The 23,790-nt window shown below is 47.1% G+C and carries 19 protein-coding genes and 1 pseudogene; 9 read left to right on the plus strand and 11 right to left on the minus strand.

Translation table 11 applies throughout. The features are described from left to right. Positions 1 to 46 precede the first annotated feature (46 nt). On the minus strand, positions 47 to 1,042 hold the full coding sequence (locus EIH22_RS01960) for a stage II sporulation protein M (protein ID WP_124054141.1): 996 nt from the start codon (positions 1,040 to 1,042) through the stop codon (positions 47 to 49). Between the two features lie 112 nt (positions 1,043 to 1,154). On the opposite strand from EIH22_RS01960, the gene EIH22_RS01965 reads away from it, so the two are divergent. Further along, positions 1,155 to 2,015 carry an RDD family protein gene (locus EIH22_RS01965; protein ID WP_124054142.1) on the plus strand — a complete coding sequence of 287 codons (861 nt, stop codon included), beginning with the start codon at positions 1,155 to 1,157 and terminating at the stop codon, positions 2,013 to 2,015. A 17-nt stretch (positions 2,016 to 2,032) separates the two neighbouring features. Here EIH22_RS01965 and EIH22_RS01970 read toward each other — a convergent pair whose 3' ends face one another. Further along, the gene (locus EIH22_RS01970; RefSeq protein WP_124054143.1) at positions 2,033 to 2,506 is read right to left on the minus strand and encodes a DUF3499 domain-containing protein; all 474 of its coding nucleotides are present in this window, start codon (positions 2,504 to 2,506) and stop codon (positions 2,033 to 2,035) included. Between the two features lie 26 nt (positions 2,507 to 2,532). Here EIH22_RS01970 and EIH22_RS01975 point away from each other — a divergent pair, with 26 nt between their 5' ends. Beyond that, positions 2,533 to 3,072, plus strand: coding sequence for a metallopeptidase family protein (locus tag EIH22_RS01975; RefSeq protein WP_235001730.1), 540 nt, complete (start codon positions 2,533 to 2,535; stop codon positions 3,070 to 3,072). Positions 3,073 to 3,154: 82 nt separating this feature from the next. Here EIH22_RS01975 and EIH22_RS01980 read toward each other — a convergent pair whose 3' ends face one another. The 3 genes from EIH22_RS01980 to EIH22_RS01990 are packed head-to-tail and all read right to left on the minus strand — an operon-like array spanning position 3,155 to position 8,132. Beyond that, positions 3,155 to 4,666, minus strand: coding sequence for a DUF5719 family protein (locus EIH22_RS01980; RefSeq protein WP_124054144.1), 1,512 nt, complete (start codon positions 4,664 to 4,666; stop codon positions 3,155 to 3,157). Continuing rightward, on the minus strand, positions 4,663 to 7,842 hold the full coding sequence (locus EIH22_RS01985; protein ID WP_160149001.1) for a glycosyltransferase: 3,180 nt from the start codon (positions 7,840 to 7,842) through the stop codon (positions 4,663 to 4,665). Before EIH22_RS01985 ends, EIH22_RS01980 begins: the two co-directional genes overlap by 4 nt. 5 nt (positions 7,843 to 7,847) lie before the next feature. Beyond that, entirely contained in the window at positions 7,848 to 8,132 is a 285-nt protein-coding gene (locus EIH22_RS01990; RefSeq protein WP_124054683.1) for a WhiB family transcriptional regulator, read from the minus strand. A gap of 370 nt (positions 8,133 to 8,502) precedes the next feature. On the opposite strand from EIH22_RS01990, the gene EIH22_RS01995 reads away from it, so the two are divergent. Both EIH22_RS01995 and rfbA read left to right on the plus strand, forming a co-directional pair. Beyond that, the gene (locus EIH22_RS01995; RefSeq protein WP_124054146.1) at positions 8,503 to 9,279 is read left to right on the plus strand and encodes a TIGR03089 family protein; all 777 of its coding nucleotides are present in this window, start codon (positions 8,503 to 8,505) and stop codon (positions 9,277 to 9,279) included. A 46-nt stretch (positions 9,280 to 9,325) separates the two neighbouring features. After that, a complete protein-coding gene (gene rfbA / locus EIH22_RS02000) occupies positions 9,326 to 10,195 on the plus strand; it encodes a glucose-1-phosphate thymidylyltransferase RfbA (protein WP_124054147.1) in 870 nt (289 codons plus the stop codon). Between the two features lie 78 nt (positions 10,196 to 10,273). Here rfbA and EIH22_RS02005 read toward each other — a convergent pair whose 3' ends face one another. Next, a complete protein-coding gene (locus EIH22_RS02005) occupies positions 10,274 to 11,206 on the minus strand; it encodes a bile acid:sodium symporter family protein (RefSeq protein ID WP_124054148.1) in 933 nt (310 codons plus the stop codon). Between the two features lie 86 nt (positions 11,207 to 11,292). Continuing rightward, positions 11,293 to 12,525, minus strand: a complete 1,233-nt coding sequence (locus EIH22_RS02010) for a DUF2029 domain-containing protein (RefSeq protein WP_124054149.1) — start codon at positions 12,523 to 12,525, stop codon at positions 11,293 to 11,295. 227 nt (positions 12,526 to 12,752) lie between these two features. On the opposite strand from EIH22_RS02010, the gene EIH22_RS02015 reads away from it, so the two are divergent. The 5 genes from EIH22_RS02015 to EIH22_RS02035 all read left to right on the plus strand — a co-directional run bounded on the left by EIH22_RS02015 (position 12,753) and on the right by EIH22_RS02035 (position 17,678). Next, positions 12,753 to 13,799: a glycosyltransferase gene (locus EIH22_RS02015; protein WP_200829140.1), complete on the plus strand. Its 1,047-nt coding sequence runs from the start codon at positions 12,753 to 12,755 to the stop codon at positions 13,797 to 13,799. Continuing rightward, the gene (locus tag EIH22_RS02020; protein WP_124054150.1) at positions 13,799 to 14,806 is read left to right on the plus strand and encodes an NAD-dependent epimerase/dehydratase family protein; all 1,008 of its coding nucleotides are present in this window, start codon (positions 13,799 to 13,801) and stop codon (positions 14,804 to 14,806) included. Before EIH22_RS02015 ends, EIH22_RS02020 begins: the two co-directional genes overlap by 1 nt. A gap of 253 nt (positions 14,807 to 15,059) precedes the next feature. Beyond that, positions 15,060 to 16,328, plus strand: a complete 1,269-nt coding sequence (locus EIH22_RS02025; RefSeq protein WP_124054151.1) for a hypothetical protein — start codon at positions 15,060 to 15,062, stop codon at positions 16,326 to 16,328. Positions 16,329 to 16,340: 12 nt separating this feature from the next. After that, positions 16,341 to 16,751 (plus strand): GtrA family protein, encoded by a 411-nt coding sequence (locus EIH22_RS02030; RefSeq protein ID WP_160149003.1) that lies wholly within the window; start codon positions 16,341 to 16,343, stop codon positions 16,749 to 16,751. Positions 16,752 to 16,754: 3 nt separating this feature from the next. Next, positions 16,755 to 17,678 (plus strand): glycosyltransferase family 2 protein, encoded by a 924-nt coding sequence (locus tag EIH22_RS02035; RefSeq protein ID WP_124054153.1) that lies wholly within the window; start codon positions 16,755 to 16,757, stop codon positions 17,676 to 17,678. A 441-nt stretch (positions 17,679 to 18,119) separates the two neighbouring features. On the opposite strand, the pseudogene EIH22_RS09125 reads toward EIH22_RS02035, so the two are convergent. From EIH22_RS09125 to EIH22_RS02055, 4 genes and pseudogenes are all read right to left on the minus strand, one after another. After that, positions 18,120 to 18,855, minus strand: a pseudogene (locus tag EIH22_RS09125) (ABC transporter ATP-binding protein); the annotation flags it as partial. Then, on the minus strand, positions 18,855 to 20,972 hold the full coding sequence (locus EIH22_RS08985; protein ID WP_327537477.1) for an acyltransferase family protein: 2,118 nt from the start codon (positions 20,970 to 20,972) through the stop codon (positions 18,855 to 18,857). The pseudogene EIH22_RS09125 and the gene EIH22_RS08985, both read right to left, overlap by 1 nt. Beyond that, positions 20,933 to 22,816, minus strand: a complete 1,884-nt coding sequence (locus EIH22_RS02050) for a rhamnan synthesis F family protein (protein WP_235001732.1) — start codon at positions 22,814 to 22,816, stop codon at positions 20,933 to 20,935. The genes EIH22_RS08985 and EIH22_RS02050 overlap by 40 nt, the downstream gene beginning before the upstream one ends. Positions 22,817 to 22,879: 63 nt before the next feature. Then, complete coding sequence (locus EIH22_RS02055) at positions 22,880 to 23,719, minus strand: NAD-dependent epimerase/dehydratase family protein (protein ID WP_124054156.1); 840 nt, start codon at positions 23,717 to 23,719, stop codon at positions 22,880 to 22,882. Between the last annotated feature and the right edge of the window lie 71 nt (positions 23,720 to 23,790).

Below are 23,790 nucleotides of genomic sequence, written 5' to 3' on the forward strand. Positions count from 1 at the left end.
TTGAGCGTGGCCTTTCACGTGCAATGCCTACTATCCCTGCTCCGAGTCAGTTGTAGGTTACAGTCCAACCGATTTCTTGCGCCGATTGATCTGCACTAAATCCCCGCTTGACTGCACGGCGTCCATAGGCAATTACCCATGCCCAGAACATAAGCAAAACTACAGTGCCAATGGCTATCTTTAAGGGCCACGGAAGTAATGCCGAAGGTGTTACAAAGCCTTCAACCAATCCTGAAATAAAGAGCACGATAATTAATCCGAAACCAACCATCATAGTTTGCCGTCCTTCTGTGGCCAGCGAATCCCTGCGAGGTTGACGACCAGGGCTTACCCATGCCCAGAAAATTTTCAGTCCTGCGGCCCCAGCAATAAAGATTGCGCACAGCTCTAATTGCCCATGCGGCAAAATGAGTTGGAAAAACTCACTAATTGATCCATAGTGGTAAAGAATTCCTCCTGCTTGACCAATGCCTACGGAGTTTTGAAAAAGTACAATGAGCGGATAAATACCCGTTATTCCGCCTGCTACGCATTGCAGGGCAATCCACGCATTATTAGTCCAAACCATAGCTGCGAAATCGGAATTGTCATATTCAACGTAGTAGGACTGAAAAGCTCGATTCGCGTAATCCTTGAGTTGTTCCTCCGAACCCGCATTAGTCAGCATTTCAGGATGAAGCACGAAAGAAACAAGTACTGCAGCAAATAATGCAATACAGGCTAGTGAAACCGCAGCAGACCACCACCTAATTCGATAAAAGGCAAGCGGCAAAGTCACGGTGAAGAGCTTAACGATCGTATTGAGAGGTGAAAAAGTCGAACCGGTCAGCCGCGACCTCGCGCGTCCAAGAATCGCAGAAAGATTCAATACCAAGTCCGGGTCAGGTGCTTGCGAACGAAGGACTGCTAAATCACCCGCCGTTTTTTGATAAAGCTGGGCAAATTCATCACTTTCCGCACCACTGAGAACTCTGCGTCTAGACAGCTTATCTAAGCGGTCCCATGATTCTTCGTGCGTTTTGGCAAATGCTAATGAGTCCACTCTTTAACTTTGCCATACAAACCTAGGAAACGTTTATTTATTTTGCCCGATATACCAAAAAATCTGCTCATACCCTTGTCATTTTCTTTAGAAATACCGATAAACTGTACATATGCCTAGGAATAACAGCAGCTCTGACCTTTTGCGTAACCAGGGTTACTTCGGTGAAGAAATCATTACTGGAGAGGCCGTCGCACTTGAGATGCCCTCAGCAACCGTAGTCACCCGGCTATCGTCTGCGGTGATCGACGCAACTGTATATTTGATTCCCTTAATCTATACCGAATATCAGTTGAGCATTTACTCCGGTAATTTCTCTGGCGCAACGGTCAATACTCTCAATGTTCTTACCTTGGTGTTATGGCTGTGGATTATCCCCGCTCTGGTTACTGGTCTATCACGTGGGCTTTCGCTCGGTCGTATATTGACGAGCACGCGAATTGTACGACTCGATGGAGGAACGTTAACAATTAGGCAAGCATTCATTAGATCAGCTGTAGCCATCATTGAAGGATGGCTTACGTGTTACGCCATCGCGTTCTTTGTGATGCTATTTAACAATCGAGCACAGCGATTGGGTGATCTCAATGCTGGTACATATGTGGTTCGCTGGCCCAAGGGACGTAAAACCGACTACAAGTTTACACTCGCTCCCAACCTAGCTACCTGGGCCGATGTGGTTCAAACGCGCGAAGCACCCAGTGGGCTTTTACTCAACATTTCAAACCATTTTCATGCGGCAAAGAAGATGGAACCACAAGCCAGGAAGGATCAAGCTATGGTTCTTGCCGCAGCCACCGAGAACTACGTTGCTCCTCCACCTCCGTGGGGCACTGATCCCGAGGATTTCATTTCTGCCTTCGTTCTTATCCGTCATCAGGTGGAATTTGAGCGTGGTGCAAAGGTTCGTGAGCGCCAGGCACGTTTAGCCGAATCAATTACGAAAATTCCGTTTTCAGTCAAAAACAGCTAATTCACCCAAGCGTTTCACTAGGATAAATCGCCGTCTGGTTCAGGAACTGCACTCAAATCAGGCGTCGCAGACTGCCGATCGTCATGTTTGGGCCACTCCTGATCATCCATTTTTCCACCTTCAACCACGGAGAATTTTGGTCGTGGTCGAGGTGCGCGGTTCACGTCCATAGCGGGCCGGTAGACTTCTCGACGAGCCGGCTTTGGAGGTGGAACATCTTTTTTTGACGCTTCTCTAATCGCCTCTGCTAAAGCAGTGAGATCATCGGTCGATGGAGCCACCGGTTCAAACTCAGTAACTAGGCGGACCAGCTGCCAGCCGACTGGGACAGTCACCGAAAGCGCATGATCCGCACATAGGTCGAATGATCCAGGCAACGGTACCGGTGCAAGTGGCCCTACCACGGTGGTTGCGTCGCGATAGCTATACGTCATCGTCGCAACTGCAGGTTGTTTGCAGTTAGTGCGGGAACAATGACGGATATGGCTCATAACTCGTAACTTAGCATCTTCCTAGCATGGAACGTAGCAATTACACTGTGTGCCCTCATACATCTTCGCGTTTATTTACCGAAGCAATACCAACCGTGTCCCTTTCTTTGGCTAGGATGGGTTTTGTGGATGGGCAAAGAAAATCTCTCCCTCGCCGTCGGGGTAAACAACGTGACCGTCACGGTCGCGGTTTTCGCGGACCAGTGATACCGGCATCGGTACCAGCGTGGCGTACTCGCGCAGATATTTTCGACGACGTCATCGCTTGGGATCTAGGAACGTACCATCGTCATTTGGGTAAACGCCTTGAAAAATACGATTTTGCAGTCCTTGATGTTCCTCAAACAGATCCAGCACCTTGGGAAGATGGCGTACCACTCGGGAGAATTTTACCGTTCGAGCGACCTGCCAAAATCCACGCTCGGATCCTCTTTTATCGAATGCCGATTCTCGAGGCTGCCAAGCGTGAACCTCACCCAAGACTCTTCATTCATCAGGTAGTAACAAACCATATCGCCACCGCTCTAGGCGAGAATCCCGACGATATCGATTATCTCTTAAACTAACGTGCGCACTTCACCATCAAGATCGTTGCGATCTCTACCAAAGTGGCAACGGTCAACTTGCTAAAACACCTTGTTCGGGAAACTAATTCCGGGTTGAAATACGTACGGAGCTTGAATCGAAGGTGTTCGACGTCAGGGGAATCCAGTCAATACCAGCAACCCCGCTAATATCAATCTGAGCAGCAACAGAAGCATAGACCGAATCACCGGCAGCGAGCGTTACGTACGCCGTTCCACCTGGCAAATCAATGCCTTGAATACCGTGTACTGAAACATCGTGAGATTCGATCTTTGAGCCGTCTTCTTTGAAAGCTGTCCAGGTGGCGGTGGTATCCGCAGACGCAGTAATAATTAATCGCCCCTGCATATTTCCGATTGCCGCACCGCCGTTATTGAAGGCAGGTCTAGCAGCCAGCCACTCGCCGTCAGACTCTCCGCTATCTGTATTGGACGTAACTAGAGCGCCTGCGGAAACCTCACCATCGGCGTCGACGACGACCGAGTAGTCACCTGGTTTGAGTCCATCGAGATTAAGATCGAGGACTGCCGATGGTGCTATGGTGATGTTTTCTCCACCGGGTAGCGGTGATAATTCGCCATCATGGTTCATCACTTTGATGGACACAGTACGGATCGAATTCTCCGCATTTGCAATTCGTAACGAGGCTTTATAATGCGGATCAACGAGCTCAGATTGGTTAGACACCTGCGCTTCAATAACGGGATCTGGCCCGTTTTTACCGGCCGGCAAATGAAGGCCATTTACAAGAACCTTGCGTCCAGATACACCGGGTTTGATGAAATCAACACCCTTTGGTTTATATCCTTCGAGTTGCGAAGTCTGAAGTGAGGCAGTGAAAGTACCCGAATCAGCACTCAGATGCAGAGCAATTCGAGGGTCGCTTGGAACAATTCCGTCAAGTGCTAAGCTCTTTGAGCTCTTAGGAGCAATATTTATGTACTTATTCGCACCCAATTCGGCCTTTCCAACCGATGTGAATGCGTCAATGTTTACTTGGATCGGATGAACACCAGGGTTAGTAACCGTTAACCTATTCGAGGTTCCTACTGTACCGTTGGAACCAACTAGCCAAGTTGAGTTATCGCTCCATTGGCAAGGATTTGATGCCAGACCACGCAAGTCACCTGCATATGCACGATGCATCGAGGTGCCCATCAGGTTACCGATGCCCTCCCCGTTGCGTTCCAATAGCACAGATCCGTCCAACGTCGGGGTACCCAGCGCATTTCCAGGTACGTGAGCAGGCTTGATAACACCGTTTTCGAAGCCGATATCGCGCTGATTAAAGGGGGTCCACGCAAGCTTTGGCGCCGTTTCGTTCGGCGTACTTGGAACGTAGAGTATTCCCGCCCATCCAGAAATCTGCTGGTCAACGTTCTCGATTGGGGTTCCACCTTCGACGAGGCGATGCAAGCCATCTGAGCATGCCAATGCTTGGGTGCCACCTTCGGGTGCCACCAGTTGTGGCTTAACCACCGAATATTCGACGTCCGATGCTTGAGTGGCGTAGAAAGCTAGGCCAGCGCCGCTTGCCAGCACAACCACACCGGTGAGCAATGATTTAAGTTTCACTCGGCACTCCCTCGGTCCGGGCGCAATGGTAAGGCAGTTACGAATCCAATCAATGCAATCACGATTTGAGCAATAAGGATAACTGTTGACCACGGATCATCGTGGTAAATCCGTAGTTCGCCGGTTGTTCCGGCTGGAACGCTCCACGCCTGTGCCCAATCGTGATCCTTGGTCTTGAGCGCGACGCCGTCAACCTCAGCTTTCCACCCTGAAGACGCACGTTCAGCGATAACAAGCGTGCTCGGTTTCTCCACTGCAATATTGGTTTGGGCACCATAGGGGCGGGCCGGAACTTTCTTAACTGAACCGTCGTCATTCGAAATCAGTTTCACCGCAGCAGAGCTAACCTTTGCGTCGTCGGTATTAGCTACGCGCCAGAATTCACCAGTTTCGTTTTCCGTAACGCGCTCAAGACCGGGGACTGCGTTGAGGTAGGAAATAAGCTTCGTTCGTTCGCTTTGAATGGTGTGGGAGGAGGATGCTGGTGGTACCAACACAACCGACACAGCATGTTCTGCGAGTTGAGTAGAGACAGTCTTCGAACCCGACGTCATATTCGCAACAATCTGGGAGAGGTCTATCGTGGCGGCATCATCAAGATCTGGTCCTTCGGACGATGCGGTGTGACGAAAAATTGGATCGGGCTTCCCACCGATTCCCGAGATACCACGAGCGATAGGTATCTCGTGCATTTGGAGACCTTCAGAGCGCCAGATTTCTGCGTGGAGACCAGTGGGTTCAGGGCTCAAGGCGAGAACCCGCGAGCGCTCGTCTGATACGCGATTATTCTGAGCGAGGGCTGGAACAACTTGCTCTGAGGCGGAGCGAAGGACAGGATCAGATGCTGTCATTTGAAGATGAGTCCACTGCCCTGCAATGGCGATAATGGCAAGTGGAATTCCCAGCATAGAGATAAAACCAAATATTTGAGACAGACCAAATGAGCGCTGTCTCAAAGTGGTCTTGAGGCTGTGGGAACCGGCAACAATGGCAACAAATATTCCCAACCAAGCAAGAGACATCGCAGTTCCTGGCCAAGCATTGACAGAAACGATTCCATTCGGCGTGTTTGCTTGAGAGATCGGAATACGGATTGCGATAAATGCTAAACCGATTCCAACCACGATGGTTGCCCAAGCCACGCGGATCGTTCCCCAGTGGCGATTGCGAAGAAGTGCTAGGACCGCAACTACTAAAATAACTAGGAGCGCACCGAAAAGTAGCTTATCCCATGAGCTTCCCGAAAAGTCACGGGTGATGAATCCACCTAGCACATCCCGAGTCTGGATTGACTCAGCATAAGGTAAGTTTGGTGTGCTGAAGAGTGCTGCAAGCCAGTAAGAAGCATTACTGGAGACGACGCGGAAAAGCGGAAGAAGGGCAACGAGCGCGGGGACTGGGAGCCATAGCCACAGTAAGCGTTTTTCAGTTAGCAAACCCACAACCATGACTATCAGCACGGGAAGGATCATTACCGGCGATGCCGCACACAGAGCAGCGCTTAACAAAGCAGCTAGTCCCATATATCCGGGTTTACGTGAACGCGCTCCGACCAGTGCCCAGAGTACAAATGGAAGCAGAGTGTGAACAATGACGACGCTAATTTGCCCCGTGACATGGCCTTCTAGCAGGGAGGGAGCAACGATCCATAGCAAAGCCGCTATGTAGCGAACGAGCCAAGTCTTGGTGAAACGACCAGCAGCTAAATAAGCTCCGATAGCGGCGATTGGATATGTAGCGTAAAGCGTAACCGTAAGAAGCTGACCTAGCGTAATACCGAAAGGTGAGCCTAGGAATAAGAACGGCAGATACATCAACCAAAGCGAATCAATGGGTGCTGCATAGCCATCACCGGTAGCAAGCCATGAGTGGCGCGCGGCATCCCAGATATCACTGGCGGTTGATTGATCGGGAAGGATTCCTCCGCCTGCCAGGATCCCCTGAGATAGATACGGGATATTGAAAAGTAAAGAAAATAATAACGCCGTAACGAAAGCTGCTACCAGGCCTTTTCGAGTGTGGAGGCGAAGGTCTTCTTGGGCCTTCAAGGTAAGCGGATCTGGCCGAGCAAAAAGTTTAAGTGCCTCTTCGCGCGATTTCTTGGTTTCACGCTTTACGGCGCGGATCGTTGACGCAGAATCCTCAAGCTGACTAATTCCTTTAGGCGTACCGCCTGCTTTATCGATTGCTTGCCGTCCTCGTAGCACAGCTCCAATTGACAGCGCGGTTAACCACCCGGCTTTAAGCTCGCCTTTAGCTCGGCCCGTGTCGCGCCACACCAAGCGAATCAATGAACGAGGGATTGCACCTAGAATGTAGCCCAGCCAAGCAAAGACGAATAGTCCTGGTGCCATTGTCAACAAGCTATTGTATAGTTGCGCACGACGACGATCCCCAAAACTAGGCGCCAGATTGTCACCTTCTTGTGGGAAGTGCCCGAGCGAAAGTCGAGCGTGTCGAATTTGCGCGCTTGGCACAACTACCACGCGATATCCGGCAGAACGCACGCGACGCGAAAACTCCAGACCATCACCAAATGGTCCTAGATCGGGGTTAAAACCACCGAGCTGAAAGTAAAGATCAGCTCGAAGTAGCATTCCAGCGGTACCGATACCAAGTACGTCTTCGCGAGAGTCGTGCTGACCTTGGTCACGCTCATTCGGATCGATTTCAGGAACTCGGCGTGCACTGCGAGTTGCACGAATACCAACTTCAAGCAAAGTTCTGGTGCCGTCGAATTCTGAGTCCCAAGATATTTGTTTGGGTCCAAGCGCGCCGATCCGATTAGATGTTTCACCTTTTCGGAGCAAAATATCCAGCGCATCCACATTAGGGGCAGAGTCGGCATGCAAGAGCCAAAGCCACGTGCGGGCAGATGAATCTTTGGTGTGGTGCATATCGATTTCAGCCAATGCCTGAGTGATATTATCACCGAAATTGTGCGCGTCTTTTGCTAGAACAGTTGTAACGCCCGATTCCTTTACAAGCTCCGCTAAGTCCGAGCGAGAATGAATGATGGATGATGGCCGAACCAACACAATATGCTGAGGTTCCCACGTTTGTTCGATTACTGCACTGAGAGTTTGATAGAGATAATCGTCATCATCTCCTCGAGAGACAATGATTGCAACAACGTTTTCGCGCAGGAGCGAGCTATTGGCACTTTCTGCGGCCACGAAAGCTATCGACTTCCGCCTTGAGCGACTTTGCGTTCACGAGACATCCGCTTACGGTCATTATCTGAGGTTCCACCCCAGATACCGTGGCGAATATCGTTCGTTACCGCATATTCTAAGCACTCGGAGCGGACTGAACATCCATTACACACCGACGTCGCCGGCGCAGTGGAGCCTCCCTTTTCAGGATAAAAAATATCAGGATCGGTTTGGGCACACAGTGCATCTTCCATCCAAGAAAGATCTGCCTGACCAGTAGTTCCGTATCCGAGATTAAAAATCCCCTGCATGAGGCTCTGAGCAATTTGTGCGTCAAGGCCCGCCGATTGCGCCGCGGTAAAACGGCTGTCGGAAGCTTCGTGCAACATAGATTCGCCCCTTCTGAGATTTCTTTTACTATGTAAATTACACGCGTGTTATACACCAAAAGTCAAGACGATAAGGCAAACTGCACTATTTCATTATTGAGTTGGATTATCGTCCAGCGTTTATGATAATTGCACAAAAATCGAAGCGATTTTCCCTGCTCACCTAGTACTATTTTCCTTGGTTTGAGCGGTACTCCTCCACAGCAAAGATTCAACACTGAAAAGTACGATGTCTCTACATCTGAACCATTCGCAAGTGCTTCGAAACATAATTTGTGCGAGCATTACTCCTATGCGAACACCTCAAGATATATATGCAAAACTGGTATCCTCTGGCACCACTCCAGCGCTCGTATGGTATGAGCCGTTTGGAAGGATCGAGCTCTCAGCCAAAGTGGTTGCCAACCACGTCGCTAAAATCGCTAACTTCTTATCCGAAGAATGTGAGGTTGTTCCTAGTAGTCAAGTTTTAATCGATCTTCCACCACATTGGAAGACAGTCGTATGGACGCTCGCAGCGCTCATATGCGGAGCAGAAGTCAGATTCATTTCAGAGCCTTCACCCACCTCTATCGATCCATCTGGTCACAACCCCACTGCCGCTACCCTCCGCATCTCTGAGCTTCAAGACGCAGATCCAGACGCCGTCGTCATCACATCTTCTCCTTGTGAAGTGATGCCCCACTACAGCGGCAATTTCTGCGTTGCACTGACGATGTCCAGCCTTGGATTGCAGTGGGATGGAGAAGCACTCCCTTCCGGCGTTTACGACGGCGCAGCAGAAGTCCTCGGATACCCGGACGCACTTTTGGTAGCCGAAGATTCGAGCAAGTCTAATTTTGAATTGCTTGCTCATGCAGCTCCGCGCGCACTTCACAACGCGCTTGACCAGCGCAACGGCGAAGACGGTTCATATGCATATCTCCTCGATCACGCTTGTGCAAAAACCGCTTTCGCCTTTTCCTATACATTGTTCAATGCCGGTATCACAGCAGTTGTAAATGACGGTTCAAGAAAAACTACTGCAGACATCGCGAGTGATGAAAAGGCAGAAATTCTCAATTTTTGAGCGAATATACTCGCAAATATTTGCGTAGTCAGGTAGAAATAAGGGTATGCGAGGAATTATTTTGGCCGGTGGATCCGGCACACGTCTACATCCGATCACTTTGGGTACGTCAAAACAACTTGTTCCGGTTTACGACAAGCCAATGATTTATTACCCAATGACCACCCTTATGCTGGCGGGAATTCAAGATATTCTTATCATCACCACGCCTCACGATGCTGAGCAGTTCCAACGCTTGCTCGGTGACGGCTCCCAGCTCGGCGTAAACCTCAGCTTTGCAGTTCAGGAAGTTCCAAATGGACTGGCGCAGGCATTCGTTCTTGGTGCAGAACACGTTGGAAACGAATCAGCTGCACTCGTTCTTGGAGACAACATCTTCTATGGTCACGGTATGGGTACCAAGTTGCGTCGTCACGTCGATCCCGACGGCGGTGCAGTATTTGCCTACCATGTGTCCGATCCTGAACGATACGGCGTCGTTGAATTTGACGAAAATTTCCGTGCACTGTCAATCGAAGAAAAGCCTCTCAAGCCGAAGTCGAACTACGCGGTTCCAGGACTTTACTTCTACGATAACGATGTTGTGGAAATTGCTAAGAACCTCGACCCTTCACCACGTGGCGAATATGAAATTACCGATGTTAACCGCGTCTACTTGGAGGCCGGCAAGCTCGCCGTTGAGGTTCTACCTCGTGGAACCGCTTGGCTTGATACCGGCACATTCGATTCTTTGGCTGATGCTACTTCTTTCGTTCGTACGGTCGAAGCTCGTCAAGGTCTAAAGATCGGTTGCCCAGAGGAAGTCGCTTGGCGCATGGGCTTCTTAAACGATGAAGAACTACTTCAGCGCGCAGAGCCACTTCGTAAATCAGGCTACGGCGAATACCTTATGCGGGTGCTAAGCCAAGGCAAATAAGAACTTGAGCAGTAATTAGCTGTGGGGGAGCTGGAAATAATTTTCCAGCTCCCCCACAGCTTGTGCCTGCAGCTCGACCTATGAGCGACGGCGGAAGAATGCCGCTATGAAAGACCCACTAATGTTGTGCCAGACCGAGAAGATTGCACTCGGGAGTGCAGCCTCTGGAAACATTGGGAAATGTGTTTGGGCAAGAGTGGCAGACAAGCCAGAATTTTGCATACCTACTTCGATGCAGATGGTACGAGCTTGACGCGTGTGGAGACCAAGAATCGGAGCAATGACGTATCCAACCAACAATCCCCCAGCATTATGTAGAGCCACTGCAAGGAAAATGATTAAACCACTTTGGGAAAGAGCGCTTGTGGATTGTGAAACCACCGCACCGATCACAATACAAATACCCGCCGTTGAGATCCAAGGCAACACGGGTAGTACAAAGTTAACGAGCCGCGGGAATACAATGCGGACGCCTAAACCAAATACCACTGGAATGACCACCATCTTTGCGATCGACTCCGCGAGTGCAACGCCGTCAAGGTCCAAAACTGTACCGGCAATCAGGTGAACCAAAAGCGGTGTAAGGATAGGCGCAACGAGGGTGGATGCCGTCGTCATTGCTACCGAGAGAGCGACGTCGGCCTTCGCAAGATAGGCGACCACGTTTGAGGCCGTACCACCTGGTGCACAACCCACCAAGATAACACCAATTGCCAAACCTGGTGGAAGTTGAAGCACCTTAACCACAGCGAGCGCAACCAGCGGCATAATGAGGAACTGCGCCACAATACCGATCACAATCGCTTTCGGATGCGAAGCCAAATATTTTATATCCGGCACCGTAAGCGTAAGACCCATCCCAAACATTATGAAGCCCAAGAGAGGAGCGGTATAGGGAACGAAAGGTGAGAACACATACGGTTCGAAGTACGCTAATGTGCCCGCTAAAAGAACCAAGAATGGGAAAAGAGTAACGGCTCGGCGTGCTGCGGATTCTTCAGCAGTGCTCACAGTGGTCCTTTAAATCAATATCGATAGTTGTGCATAGGCACACTCAAATATGGACAATAATCATCCTCGGAAGGAATCGTTGAACTTCAAATACGTTCTTGAACTCTAATCATTCGATCTTCCGCAATATGCTTGGATGGTCTTCGACGTCGAAGCTTTTTTGCGAATAAAAATTGCGAGTAGTGGAAATAGGCGCCAAGGTTAACAACACCCAATACAATTAGCGGAATTTTCCCTCCACCAAACAAAGCCAAACCGTATACGAATACATCTAAGCTGGCAACAACTACAGCATAAGGAACTATTTTCTTATTAACGAAAGATCCCACTAAAAACCATGTTAGCAATACATAGGCATAACGATCGTGCATAGCTGGTAGAAACAAAACACTCGTCCAAGCTCCCCATGCTCCAACATTCAGCACGTTCTCACCAAGGGTCATATCGATTTCCCTGACGAAAACCATATAAAGTCCAAGCAAGAGAATGGCAACAGTTATTAAAATAGCAACAGATTTAAGCGCGGTATATGGGATATCGCCATATTTCGTCACGAGTGCCCAAAAACTCGGAAAATTGAGATACATTGATTTCCATGTATCAGTTTGCTCAAAGTACAACCTAAATGGTGTAAATATTGAACGCCCAGCAATAATCGCTGGGATACAGGGCAGATAGAAACCAACCAACGCCCAAAAACTATGAAGAATACTAATACGTTTTGTTGTGACATAAATTATGACGAATAAGGGCAGAATAAAAACTGTCTGTAATTTGAACGCAAAAGCTAATCCTAGGAAAAAGAATCCCAAACGCGGGCGGTCTCGCAACAAGAAAGTTAGCGAAAAAACAATAAAACTAGTGTAAATAGAGTCAGATTGACCCCAAAACGCAGAATTTAGCCAAACAGTTGGGATCCATAGAATCACTAATACTAAACCCCAGTAGCTAATTCTAGGTAAGCCAGGCTCGCAAGTTTTAACAAGACTATAGGTTGCATAAGCTAGAACAAAGTCAAAAATTAATGCAGGGACTTTAATTAGTGTCAATGGTTGCGCCCAAGAACTAAAATATGTCAAAGCGGAGATAATTGTTTGATATGGGAGATTATAGTCTCCTACCTGATGGCCTAGATAAGAAAAACCACCACCGTTCCGAATCTCTTCAAACCATGGAACGATAAATCCAGTGGTGTCCCCTGACGGGTTTTTCAATCCCAACATTCGCATTAGGATTGCTCCGGCAAACAATGCTAAAACCACAAAAATCCCTAAGTGATTTGTAAGGAGCTGTAGTGCCTTTTGCTCAATTCTTGTCATTTAAATTTTTCCTATAGTGTCAATAATAAATATTTCGAAGGTAGCAACGTTGCTACCTTTATATGGGTGAAACTATAACCAAATTCTAATATAGAATATAATTTCATTAGTTCAAAAAGCACGCGTGATGACAGCATTAGATTTGTTCACATTTCATAGCTAATTAACTCAAATACGTCAGCTAGCTGATAAAATCTTCCACGTCACAAAAAGAATTGGAGTTCTGAATGACTCATCATGCACATAGTATTTCGGTTGTCATTCCTGTATATCAGGGTGCTCAGACACTTCCGCATCTAGTATCTGAATTAGAAGCTCTAACTGGGGTTAATACATCAGCCAACGGGAATACGTGGCAAATTTGTGAAGTTATCTGCGTATATGACCATGGACACGATCAATCCCCCCAAGTTCTGCGAAAGCTGGCTGAGTCTCGCTCTTGGCTCAAATTAGTGTGGCTAAGTCGTAATTATGGACAGCATCCGGCTACACTTGCAGGAATTTCAGCTTCGGGAAGCGACTGGGTAGTTACCATTGACGAAGATGGTCAGCAAGATCCTCGCGATATTGGCACACTGCTCGACAGTGCTCTTGCTGAGCAAGCCACTCTCGTATATGCCCGCCCTCTGAATGACCCTCCGCATGGATTAATGCGCAACCTCACTTCTCGCAGTGCGAAGAAAATCGTTAACGTAATGATGGGATCGAAAAACTCGACAAGTTATAATAGCTTCCGTCTCATCTTGGGCGAAGTTGCTCGCTCAGCTTCCGCCTATGCAGGCAGTGGCGTTTACCTTGATGTTGCGCTTGGATGGGTTTCCAAAGTAACGACCGCCGGTGTTCATTTGCGTGACGAAGGTAGCGAGCGCCAATCTGGATACTCTTACCGCAAGCTAATTGCTCATTTTTGGCGCATGGTCATGTCCAGTGGCACTGGCTTCCTCCGAATTGTAAGCATCCTTGGCGCATTTACAGCGTTTGTTGGCATACTCTTGGCAATCGTGGTCTTCATCAACAAATTCGTTAACCCCAGTGTCCAAATTGGATGGTCTTCAACAATTATCGTAATTCTCTCTACATCTGGTCTTATCATGTTATCGCTTGGCGTTATTGCGGAATACGTCGGCGTAGCGGTAAACATGGCAATGGGACGCCCATTGTATTTAGTCACTTCTGATCCAGACAATGGCCCCCTCGGTATCCGAAACCAGAATCCCCATAGCTCCAATTCCTCTGAACCTGCTGATTCTCCATCCAATATAGATAGGCGCTAATGGACAACGAGTCTTTCATCTTGGTGGTTGGCGCAGGAGGGCTTCTTGGAAGAGCTCTCGTTAAGTCTGCGCGCAATCAAAATAAAAAGTTAGTGATCGCTCGAAATCTCCCTTGGAATAACTCAAGTCAGGTTCTCGAAAAACTCAATACTATTCTGTCCAACGCTTTCGCAGACCAACGCAATTCAGCCAGTCATACTCCGAATACAGGTATTCCTGAAAGCCTCAATAAGGCTTGGACCTTAATCTGGTGCGCGGGTGCTGGAACCACCGGAACGACCGCAGCAGATCTTAATAAAGAAACAGAACTTTTTCACGACTTCATTGAGCTCCTCCACCACAATTTCTCAGCGCAGCTTAAAGATCTGACTTTTTTTTATGCATCTTCAGCCGGTGGTCTGTATGCAGGATCAAGCAATCCCCCCTTCACTGAACAAACACCTCCTGCTCCGCTCGCTCCCTACGGCTTTGCAAAGCTCGCATGTGAAAATGCAGTGTCTTCACTAACAAATGATGGCGCAACCGTAGCAATTGGTCGTATTGCAAATTTATACGGTCCAGGACAAGACATTTCGAAACCACAAGGTCTCGTGTCACAGCTGTGCCTTTCTTACCATAAAGGCACATTCAACAAAATTTTCGTATCCCTTGATACCTTGCGTGACTACATTTATACCGATGATGCAGCTACGCTTATCTTTCGTTTCATTGAGGCCGCACACCATAATGCCCCTGGAAAAAAGAGTATTAAAATTATTGGCTCAGGCTATTCCCTCTCAATTGCCGAACTGATCGGTGTTGCAAAGGCTATTTTCAAACGAAAATTACCTTATCTGCAAGTGGTTTCAAACCAGACATCCGTTCAAGCCCGCGACTTACGACTCCAATCAACCGTATTTTTAGAGGTCGATGCAATCGAATTGACTACCTTTCCCTCGGGCTTTTTCAGGACAAACCAAGATATTGGTACTCGGTTTAGACTTAATCAAACAAATCTTAAACGATAACGTCCAATAGTTAGCCAGACGCAGCTCAATATTCCTAGGAGAGATGATGACCCCAACCCATGTAAAAGAACCAACGCTTTTCCAGTGGTCACTACCATTAGTTTCAATGTTCGTTGGGTTCTTTTTCTTCTTGCGGGATCCTTCTGATCTGATTGCGACTGTCCAACACTCGATGTTGTTGCTTCATTGCATCTTCACGGGCGACTTTAGCTCCTTTTATCAAATAAGCATTGATACAACTATTATGCCCGCGATGTACAGTTTCTTTTTCTACGGGCTGCTATCGCTCTTGTTGCTTCCATTAGCCGGAATTTTACAGATATTTGGTGGGTTTGATTACACAAATTCACTCGATATCACTATTGCGCTTCGCTACACCCAGCTGGTGCTGATTTTGCTTATTTGCTTTACTGCCTATTTGGTATACAAACTCAGTAAACACCTCGGTTATCGAGACGGAACTGCAAAGTGGGCGGCATACCTCTACATGGCTTCGCCGTTAACTATTTTTGCTGACGCTGTTTTTTGGCAATACGACGTCGTTACCTTAGTTTTCTTCATCATCGCCCTTGGCTTCTATATCAATCACGATCTGACCAAGTTCTCCTTGATTATGGCTATCGCAATCACATGCAAGATGTTTGCTTTATTCGCGTTCATCCCACTCATTCTATTTGCTGAAAAGCGCGTCGTTCACATCATTAAGCATTTAGCAATAGGTGTATCTCTTACCGCAGTATCAGAACTAGTAGCCCACAAAATGAAAGGCTACGGAGTCGCCAAAGCACTAAGATCACACTTAACCGATAAACTCACCGACAACGGTATCGCTTATTCATTTGGATATGTTTCTCTATCGCTTATCGCGCTCGCTGGCATCGCGATCTATGCATACATGATCACGGCAAAATCAGAAGCAGACTTCAAACACCAATCCTTATATATTACATTCATTAGCTTAGCAGCACCCTTTGCTCTATTCTTTGCTAACACCTACTGGTGGATTTTAGTCGTACCATTTGGTGCTATTTTAATCGCTGGACACCCAAAGGTAAAAGAACTGATGGTACTCGTATCTGGCTTCTTCGTATTCCTGATAATCACATCAGTTCTTGTGTTTAAGTATTACATGGACCAAGATATGGTCAACGGTGGATTATTTGCGAAAGTATTCGGGGTGCGTTACTCAGGTAAGCCGTCATTTTATTCTCTAGCTGAAAGTCGGAATATAGCTGATCCAAATGTGTTTTACGCTTTCGCGCTAGCACTCCTTTTCGCGGTCTTCGTCATACTGTGGAAGAAAACGGGACACGAGCTATTTCTAGCTCCGAAAGAAATACCCGCTGTTTCAGACCATCCTCAGGAGCTTTCAGCCACTGACAGCCCAGAGCAGAGTGCCACCGCTTATCAAACTGTGGTTAAGCTGATTCCCGACAGTGCAGTCTACCTGTACAACCTCGCGATATACACTTATATTCTCCCCTCCCTGCTTCTTTTCACTCGCGAGCTACTCTTGAAATAATTGAGGGAAACTGTGGAAGATAACCAAAGCAAACGCCATATCATCCGCCAAATTTTACGGTTTGGAATCGTCGGTGTTATTTCGACACTAGTAGATTACGGTGGGTTCTTAGCACTTACGTACGTCTTTGATCTCAACTATCTTCTAGCCAGTACGCTTTCTTATTCCGCAGGAATCGTCGTTAATTACTGGTTGGGTATGAAGTATGTATTCGTCTCAGATGAGAATCGATCAAAGTTCTCCGAGTTTTCTCTTTATATAATTTTAACCCTCATCGGTATGGGGCTGAATCAATTATTCCTGTTTATCTTCGTTGATTGGCTCAGTATCGCACCGGCAGTGGGTAAGTTATTAGCAACGGTCCTTGTGATGGTTTACAACTTTGTTTCGCGAAAAATATTCATTGAACCATCGGAGAAATGACTCATGGTTAATACAAACGTAGTACGAGATGCCTCTATTTGGGCTGTTATCGTCACTTTTCATCCAGATGAACGAACACATCGTTTAATTGAAGTGCTCACCAGACAAGTTCAAAAATGCATCGTGGTGGACAATGGTTCGACTGAACGTGAATTAGCTGCTCTGGTGAAGGCCACCGATTCATGCGAAGCTAAACTCTGCGCATTAGGTTCGAATATGGGGATCGCTTACGCTCAAAACGTTGGCATCGAAATTGCTTTGGAGGCTAACGCTACCCACGTTCTTCTTTCTGATCAAGATTCACTTCCTCCCCAAGACATGGTTTCAGCACTTTTGGAAGCGATGGAAGAAACTGGCGCAGAAGCAGTCGGACCGTTTATTCGTGATAACAACGGTGGCGACGACGAATTGGTCTATATTTCACGCACTTGGGGTCCACGCCGTGCCAGTACTAATGAGCTCCGCCAACACTATGTCAATCCAGCTTTTCTACTCGCTTCTGGATGCTTGATTAGCTCAGATTGCTTACGCGAAGTGGGCTTGATGAACGATGATTACTTCATCGACCATGTTGATCTAGAATGGTGTTTACGAGTGCGTGCGCATGGAAAGAAAATCGTTGTCACAACGGATACCGTCCTCGATCATTCACTTGGAGATCAAACCGAACGTATTCCTTTCCGAGCTCAGCCAGTCCACGTACACGCACCTATCCGCAATTATTACCTAACTCGAAACACTATATTGCTATGCAAGTCAGGATTATTAACCCGACGTTGGATTGTCGGTTATCTCGTTTGGCTAGCAAAATATGTAGGATTTAATATTCTCCTTGCGCCACAGAGATTCCAGCGAGCCTCATATATTGGTCGGGCGATCATCGATGGGATCACAGGGAAAACCGGAAAGTACTCCATCAGAAGGTAACAACCGGATCGATGGTCAATATCCCACTAGTAATAGAATCACCCCGTACCTTAAGCAGATCCTCCGTTCTCAACGAATCGATTTGATAACCGTTCGAGTCAATCAAAATAGCTTCAAATCGGTAATCGCCTAAACCGAGATTAAGATTCGGAAGCATAAACTCAATGGTTTTTTCGTTGCTGAATTCAGGAAGTTCAGTTTCCATTTTTCGTGAATCAACAGAAACTACGTGTTGACCAGACGTCGACTCAATTGAGAGAACGACGTCGTACTTTGGCGAAACTTCAACTTTAGAATGAAGCGATACGTTCACAAGTACGTCATCCCCTGGACGAATCTCTTGCGCGTCATCGAAGGTCTGAGGAGCCCTAGCGAAGGAAAGGTCAGAGATTTTCAAGCTTTCCTCATCGATGTTCTGATTCCGAGAAATCGCAGCTGCCTTCTGATACATCTGATGAAGATATTTCATCGAATCCTTGGCACTTCCGGCGTAAACGAGCTTACCCGACTGCAGTACGACGGCTGAATCACAGACATCAACGATCTGAGCTGCAGAATGTGAAACCAGGATGATCGTACGTCCCTGTTTTTGGAATTCACGAATCTTTTCCATACATTTCTTTTGGAACGGTTCATCACCCACAGCTAAGACTTCGTCAACTAGAAGAATATCTGGATCGGAATGCACCGCAACTGCGAAAGCCAAGCGTACATACATCCCGGATGAATAAAACTTCACTTGGGTATCGATAAAGTCACCAATCCCAGAGAAATCGACGATAGCTTGAAAGTTACGTTCAATTTCCGCGCGTGAAAGTCCCAAAATTGCACCATTAAGGTAAACATTATCGCGTCCAGTTAAATCAGGATGGAAGCCAGCGCCCAGCTCGAGCAAAGCCGCAATCCGCCCACGTACTTTTACATCTCCTCGATCTGGAGAAAGAATACCTCCAATAATCTTCAGCAACGTAGACTTTCCTGATCCGTTCGGCCCCACAAGGCCGATTGATTGACCCGCCTTAATAGTAAAACTTACGTCATCAAGTGCCCAGTACTCTTCCTTATAAGTTTTAGAGCGCTTCGCATTGACAACTCTTTCCTTGAGCGATTTATCCTTATGAATTACGAATTTCTTAGCAACCTGATCAATTTCGATCACATCTGGACGTTCAGACATCACATCTCCTGCGCAAAGTTCTTCTGCAAAAGGGCAAATATTCTCTGTGCAACGTAGAGAACAACAAGACCAACAATTAACATAATCGCCAATCGATCGAATAGCTCAGAAGGCCACAAAGCTCCCTCGCCCGCTACCCAGGTTCCCCGTTGGAATCCCATGACGGCGATCGTCGTCGGATTCAACAGATAAAGATTCGTCACAAATGGAGGTGCCCAATCCATGATCATGGCAAACGAGTACACACTCGGAGTTAGCCAGAAACCGATCATAATTGCGACTTCCACCAAGTATTGGATGTCCCTCATGTAAACGTTCAACGCCGCCAAAATTAGTCCCATTGCAAGTCCCCAAACCACAACTACCACGAGAGAGATTGGCACGTAGATTACAAAGTTCTGCAAATTGATATCGCGGATTAGAACAGAAGCCAGAATCAAAATTCCAAGCTGAGATACAAAATCAACTAATGCGGAGGCAGTAGACGTAAGCGGGAAAAGCTCACGTGGCAAATAAACCTTTTTAACTATCCCAGCGTTGGCAAGAATTGAGGATGTGGACCCCGAAACAATCGAGGCGAATAAGCCCCAAGCGGTCAAGCCCGCGAAAACATAAATTGCAAAGTCCGGAATCGCTCGTTGAGCACCCAAGACCTTTCCAATCGCAAAATAGTAAATTAGAAGGTTAATCAATGGACGAACAAGAGTCCAAAGATAACCAAGCGTGGAATCCTTGTAACGCGATTTTAATTCACGTTTTGCAAAGAGGGAGAGCAATCCGCGATGATTCCAGATCTCTCGATAAGAAGCGATTGCCCCTTTAAAGAAGCCAACCGTGGGAACCACGGGTTTGAGAGGTTGGGTTTGCAACCAAGTAAACCTGTCCTCTTTATCACTGAAGTCGGGACGCTCATCAGCACCAATATTAGCTGTGGAACTAGACTTATTCAGTTCCGTTTCCGGCACTGCTGCGCTGGCAGAAACCTCTACGGAATTCTTCGATACCGAGTTGCCTTGACCTGAGATCTTTTTAATAAGTGCTGAGCAACCACTCACTACCAAATCATTAACCTGGAACAGCGCAAACGACACTACAAAAATGACAAGATTTAGTGCAATAAAAATTCCCCAGCGTTGAAGCAAAGATAATGCCATCACGTTTACCGTCATAAAGACGCACAAAATGATGATGTGATGAGTAAGGAAAATAGCGTATGAATACTTAGAAATCCAATTAACTGGAATTTTAATGAGCTTCGATTCAACTTTCTGTCCGATGATCACAAGAAGCACGAAGAAAGCTGGACCGATAATCGAGGTCATAACGTTTTCTTGAAGGTTAGGGAACGCAGCGCCCACCAACAAGATAAATACTGTTGGGATCGACCAGTACCAAGCAACATGTTTGACATATTTTACAAAATAGATACCAAACGAAAGTTCAACGAGCCTCACAGGGATCATTGCCGATGGTTCGTACGTATGCTGGAAATGCGTTAGAGCATAAAGCGAAACAGCATTAATGGCCACGATGCATACCCCAGATGCCACCGGTCGGCGGTCAATTGCCCACAGTAAAATAGGGAAGATCATATAGTAGATAACTATAAAGCCAAGGAACCACTCCCCAACAATGAACATGGTATGAAATCCAAAAAGTGCCGCTAACCCATCAAACCCAAGGATAGTTAATGGAAAAGACTCGATTGGCCCCTGACCGAATGTCTGGCTTCCATAGATGTATCGCAAGGAAACAAACGCGACAATCCATGCAATCCAAAACATCGGATAGATATTTAGAAAACGTTTTTTAAAGTATCGCTTCAGATCAATTGGGCGTTTATAGGATATGGTCAATCCTGCGCTTGAAATAATCAAGAACACAGAAACGCCCAACCCGCCCACATAAATTCCGAACGGTAAATTCGTTAACAAATATCCATCATTTGCGAGATATGGATTATTAAAGTGTGTAAGCACAATTAGAAGCACTGAAAGCGCTCGAATAAAATCTAGATAGAAAAGCCGCTTTCGAGGGCGCTTAACAAGAGAATTCTGCGTTGTACTTGTGGGAGCAGTCATCGAATAATTCCTCGAGCTTTCCGATAAACGCGCCATGCTGGTGCATGCAGAGGCTGTGGTACAGCTACACTAAGCACCTTGCGAATCTTAGCCTTCATTGGACTACCTGTGCGCAATGCCCGCAACATTTCGAATGCTGTTCCACCACCAAACCGAACAGCCGTTCCATAAGTAAATTGTTGAAGTTGGTGCGAAAGATTTACCAATTCAATGCGTGCAAAGGTTGTTGAGAAACCCCAAGCACAGAAATATCCAGCACCCTGGGCAACGTAACCATATGCTCGTTCAATGGCGTGGAGCAGAGTTCCGTCAATATCGTTCGGCTCCGGTGGGAAATCTTCCCACTGCCAATTTAGGTCAAAGAGAGGCTTGAGAGCCTCGGGGCGGAACCAGAACATTGTTCCTAACGGCGCGATTGGCTCTTTGCTACTATCGAGCGGGACATCAACATGTAACTCTTTGAGAAGCTTTTGAGTAATGGCGAAGTTTGGACCCCAGCCGTTGGAATACGGAAGGAAGTATTCTGCGTGGTTGGGCGCAGTTGGTGCCAGCAAACCCAATCGTGGTTCCTGCTCGAACTTCTCAATTACATTTGCTACATATTCTCGCGAAGCTAAGATATTTTCGAAGCACTTTAGTGCGAAACCATCACCCTTCGAATATGGAGTTAGCTGAGTCACCTTCTTGTCATGGGCGAAGCAAACAATGTCGTAGTTATCGATAATATCTTTAACACCAACAAGCAGAGCGCTAACGTCACGTCCAACATTTTCGATAAGTCGAACGTCAACTTTGTACGATATTCCTTCGCATGCCTTCTTTACGGCTTCAGCCTTTTCTTCACCCGCGACGGTAACGATAATGTCCGATCCTTCTGGCATTGATCGAGCATAAGCCAATGTTTGTTCAAGAAGTTCAAGGTAGTACACGTGCAAAATGAGCGCTACCTTGTTTGACGACGACGCAACGTCGTACGTCGTCGACGTATCTGAGAATACGTAATTTAGCTTGGCGTTACGTACAAGATCAGCCATGTTGATCGTCCGCAACAAGTTGTTCCAAATCAGATTCGTATCAAAATCGGTGTGGTCACGCAGATACTCATACAAATCCATCGTGGCGTTTCCAACCGATTGGTTCAGAACGTCGTCGTAATCATGAAAGAAAGAGCGGCGCTTGAAAATTGGGCATCGCTTTTCCTCAATCAATTTCTTCGCTGCGAAAACAATCGGCTGATTAGTAAAGCCTTCAAGGTCCGTGGTATCAACGTAGGATTCCCACTTGAATCCCAAGCGCTCAAAGCGCTGGGTAAATGGTGCTTCATGCTTGCCCACTGAATCCGTGTAGGAGTCGATCATTGGCATATTATCCCAGTAGTCCTGGAAAGCTTCACTCGTTACCAGCGACTTACGATAGGCGTGGAAATGAGACTGCAAATGGGTTGGAATGTAGCCTTCTGGCATGGTCCCGAACGGATCACCTGGGTAGTAGTGATACGTCGTGATTCCCCAAAAATCGAGATCCCGGCTATCCATTGATGTAAACATTTCTTCGAAGGAATAGACGGGCCCCATGATTGTAGCGTTGAAGAGGATGACTTCATCGAATTCAGAGAGCTTTGCCCAACCATATTTTTGAAGCATGGTTTTATAAGCCCACACGTCGAAGCCGATATTGTCACGTACTATGACCCGGTCACTAAACTTCCGAAGCTTGGCGTAACTCTTTGGTGCCAAGTAGCCGTTGACAACAATGGCGAGCTCAGTGAGATTCTTCTTCATATCGGTGAGCAAAACATCAACGTAGTCGTCAACAATTCCCTGTGAATCGTAGAAAAAGAAAATTCCAAGTCTCTTCGCATCAGTCGTAATAGCAGCCACTCGGCACTCCTCATTCATATAAATCTATTTTAGAAAATCAGTCTTCGTTACTTAACAGCTAAACTATCCGGCAATTTCCAAAATCTTGGTGATTTTCTCAACGTCTCCCCAAACACCGGGAGAATCATATGGACGATCTGGGAACGCTCCGTATTCCAAAGAAATATCAAGCTTATTGTCAACGATATATTGTTCGACACGGTCGGCGAGCGATATCGGTTTGCCAGTGGCTGCATTGATGATTCCATCTACCTCGGTTTGAAGAGAAACAGCGGCGATCTGGTGTGCCAATTCGTCAACAGAAATGAAATCGTAAAGATTCTTTCCAGTGGTGAAAGGGAAAGTCTTCTTTCCTTCCTCAGCTGCCCTATACAGCTTGGAGAAAATCGAGTTACCGCGAGCATCGTCGCCCACAATATAGTAGGCGCGAACCCACTGCATAATAGCGTCGTTTTGCTTAGCAAAAAGAGCGGTGAGATCGCGAAGTGCGTTTTTCCCAATTCCGTAAAGCGATTCTGGATTAGTTGGGCTGTCCGCCTTGATTGCGCCTTCCCAGTAGCCCACCTCATGCATTGTTCCCATTACAACGAGCTGCTTCAGGCCACCCTTGTAGAGGTTTTCAATGAAGTGCATATGTGATGGAAGGTCATCGATGTGTGCGTGGGAGTTATGTACGAAACCGTCACGCCAAGCCATGTGGATCACAGCATCCGGACGTCCGAGACGGTCGTAGATATCCTCTGCACCTGAGAAAATGTTTTCGTCGATAACATTGGCACGCTCATCGATACCGTCGGTTTTGAAATCAACAACCGAAACCTCTACCCCACGGTTCAGAAGATCTGTAACAACATGGCGACCGATATATCCGCCTGCACCGGTAACAAGAATTCTTTTACTCATGCCTTAACTTTACATGGTCGATAAACTATTTCAGTTACACGACCCTCAACATCACAAACAAAGACCGTTTT

The organism is Arcanobacterium ihumii, assembly GCF_900604515.1.
GTDB lineage: Bacteria > Actinomycetota > Actinomycetes > Actinomycetales > Actinomycetaceae > Arcanobacterium_A > Arcanobacterium_A ihumii.

Bases quoted from the DNA above. Each gene is read 5' to 3' on its own strand.
- EIH22_RS01970 (WP_124054143.1), bottom strand. From the start codon at position 2,506: ATGAGCCATATCCGTCATTGTTCCCGCACTAACTGCAAACAACCTGCA.
- EIH22_RS02020 (WP_124054150.1), top strand. From the start codon at position 13,799: ATGGACAACGAGTCTTTCATCTTGGTGGTTGGCGCAGGAGGGCTTCTT.
- EIH22_RS02055 (WP_124054156.1), bottom strand. From the start codon at position 23,719: ATGAGTAAAAGAATTCTTGTTACCGGTGCAGGCGGATATATCGGTCGC.
- EIH22_RS08985 (WP_327537477.1), bottom strand. From the start codon at position 20,972: ATGGCGCGTTTATCGGAAAGCTCGAGGAATTATTCGATGACTGCTCCC.
- EIH22_RS01965 (WP_124054142.1), top strand. From the start codon at position 1,155: ATGCCTAGGAATAACAGCAGCTCTGACCTTTTGCGTAACCAGGGTTAC.
- EIH22_RS01975 (WP_235001730.1), top strand. From the start codon at position 2,533: ATGGAACGTAGCAATTACACTGTGTGCCCTCATACATCTTCGCGTTTA.
- EIH22_RS02015 (WP_200829140.1), top strand. From the start codon at position 12,753: ATGACTCATCATGCACATAGTATTTCGGTTGTCATTCCTGTATATCAG.
- EIH22_RS02035 (WP_124054153.1), top strand. From the start codon at position 16,755: ATGGTTAATACAAACGTAGTACGAGATGCCTCTATTTGGGCTGTTATC.
- EIH22_RS01990 (WP_124054683.1), bottom strand. From the start codon at position 8,132: ATGCAGGGGATTTTTAATCTCGGATACGGAACTACTGGTCAGGCAGAT.
- EIH22_RS01995 (WP_124054146.1), top strand. From the start codon at position 8,503: ATGCGAACACCTCAAGATATATATGCAAAACTGGTATCCTCTGGCACC.
- EIH22_RS02010 (WP_124054149.1), bottom strand. From the start codon at position 12,525: ATGACAAGAATTGAGCAAAAGGCACTACAGCTCCTTACAAATCACTTA.
- rfbA (WP_124054147.1), top strand. From the start codon at position 9,326: ATGCGAGGAATTATTTTGGCCGGTGGATCCGGCACACGTCTACATCCG.
- EIH22_RS02025 (WP_124054151.1), top strand. From the start codon at position 15,060: ATGTACAGTTTCTTTTTCTACGGGCTGCTATCGCTCTTGTTGCTTCCA.